The following is a 1,531-nucleotide window of genomic DNA, read 5'->3' on the forward strand; positions in this document are numbered from 1 at the left end:
GTTGGGCCATGTGTAATCCTCCAGTCGCTTAACAGATTGGCAAGCTGGCACTGCGGAGTTTCGCGCTCCGGCTCGCTGTTTTGGTCACAAGGTTATGGTTTAAGAGACATTCACGTAAGTGACTCACGGTGAATACAGGGTGACTCACGGGCCATTAAATGCAAAAATGCGAATGTGGCACGACAATTTAAAAACATCTCGGGCGGTCAGAAGCGCGCTGCCCTTGGCAGGTTGCTTGCCGACGCTCATTTGGATGGATCCGATAGGCTTCAGGCGTTCCTGACGTACATCGTCGACGAAGAGCTCGCTGGTCGGGGAGACCAAATTCGAAGCAAGACTATCGCTCAGGATGTATATGACCGCGATACCTCAGAGGGGACCGATCCGGAAAACATCGTACGCGTCGATGCACGGCGGCTTCGTCAGTTCTTGGAACTGCATTACGAAGGTATCGGAAAAGATGATCCGGTACGACTGTGTATCGATAGCGGTGGATACAGGCCGCGGTTCGAAACTGCCTCAGAAACCAATACAGTATCAATCTCAACAAAAGCCAAACGCTTTGGACTGCCCATTGGGGCGTTCACCATTGGGGCCGTCGTTGGTGCGTTGGTCGCAGTCGGTCTTGCCCAAGATGGACAGGAAACTGCTTCTGCCGAAGTGGGTGGCATAGCTGTAACTGACTCGAACGCGTACATGCAGCGCGTGGCAATTTACGAAAAATCCCCAGCTGCATTACAAGCATTCAATTTGGCGGAACAAGCGCGGACAATGATATTTCCGATCTTCGACCGACAACGCCAGCTACTGGTTCTGTCCGTATTCGAAGGCGTGATTGAGATCGATCCAGAATATTTCGGTGGGTATGCTGGTGCTGCGCAGGCACTCGCGTCCCTTGCGGTGATAACTCCGCCGTCTGACGCCAAGACCGAATATGCTGATGCCGCCATGAAGCTGGCGAACCAAGCGGTTAGCCTTGCCCCAGACCAAGCCTGGAGCCAGTCTGCAAAAAGCTGGGCCTTTTTCGCCAATCGCGACTATGACGCCGCGCTGCAACTCAGTAGGCGCGCCTCAAAACTTGATCCAAATGATGGTGCTGTACTCGACTTTCTTGGTGCTGTGGCGATGTTCTCGGGCGAATTCGAGGAAGCAATTGCAACGGCTGACAGACTCTCTCTGCTTGGTTCCAGTAACCAACGATTTGCTAACAGAAATATCTCGGGCGCGACTTACTTTCATCTTGGTGAATATGAAAAGACCGTAGAGCGCTTTGAGGAGGCTAAGCAACTTGGCGATCCACTCAGCGCTCCTTCACTAGCTTATGTAACGGCAGCGTTGTCAGCCATGGGGCAAGATTATGCGGCTAAAGCCAAACTGGCTGAACTTGAGCGTGCGTGGCCGGATGCGCCATTAGGTGCAATGCTCAAAAGCATCCACCAAGATGTCGAGAACGCAGAAGCCGTGCTACGCGAGTTGCGAAAACAAGGATGGGTAAACCCTGCACAATAGGATGATGCACAACAGCTGGTAG

Annotated in this window: 1 protein-coding gene; it reads left to right on the top strand. The window is 52.8% G+C overall.

Going from position 1 to position 1,531, the window contains the following annotated elements:
- Positions 1–174: 174 nt before the first annotated feature.
- Positions 175–1,509 carry a tetratricopeptide repeat protein gene (locus ACR0FB_RS20655; protein ID WP_480621776.1) on the top strand — a complete coding sequence of 445 codons (1,335 nt, stop codon included), beginning with the start codon at positions 175–177 and terminating at the stop codon, positions 1,507–1,509.
- Positions 1,510–1,531 lie beyond the last annotated feature (22 nt).

It is taken from the genome of Ruegeria sp. P10 (genome assembly GCF_056534925.1).